Annotated in this window: 1 protein-coding gene; it reads left to right on the top strand. The window is 61.8% G+C overall.

Annotated features, from left to right (window positions below):
* Positions 1–79: 79 nt before the first annotated feature.
* A partial coding sequence (locus PX554_RS26595) for an IS110 family transposase (RefSeq protein WP_275505052.1) occupies positions 80–521 on the top strand: 442 nt, incomplete at its 3' end.

The following is a 521-nucleotide window of genomic DNA, read 5'->3' as shown; positions in this document are numbered from 1 at the left end:
TAGACCCAATGACTGCCGGGAGCCATTTTGGCTCCGATCTGCGTTGCTCGCCTGGGGGTCAGAGCAAAGGAGATAGTCGATGGCAAAAGGTACCAAATACATCGGGCTGGACGTGCATAAGGAAACTGTCGCGGTGGCGGTCGCCGAAGGTGAGCGTGGCGGTGAGGTTCGCTTCTACGGTACGATCTCGAATGAGGATGATGCTGTGCGCGGTTTGGTCAAGCGGCTTGGCGGTTCCGGCACCACGCTCAGCTGGTGTTATGAGGCGGGGCCGTGCGGCTACGGGCTTCAGCGTCTCCTGACCAAGCTCGCTCAGCCCTGTATCGTTATTGCGCCGTCGATGATGCCCAGACGGCCTGGCGATCAGGTGAAGACCGATCGGCGTGATGCCATGACGCTGGCCCGCCTGCTGCGTGCTGGAGAGCTTGATCCGATCTGGGTGCCCGACGAAGAGCATGAGGCGATCCGGGATCTGGTGCGGGCGCGGCGCTCTGCTCAGGAAGCGGCAACCTCAGCAAAGC

It is taken from the genome of Sphingomonas pollutisoli (genome assembly GCF_029167165.1).
GTDB lineage: Bacteria > Pseudomonadota > Alphaproteobacteria > Sphingomonadales > Sphingomonadaceae > Sphingomonas > Sphingomonas pollutisoli.
This window is presented reverse-complemented; position numbering and strand designations above follow the sequence as displayed.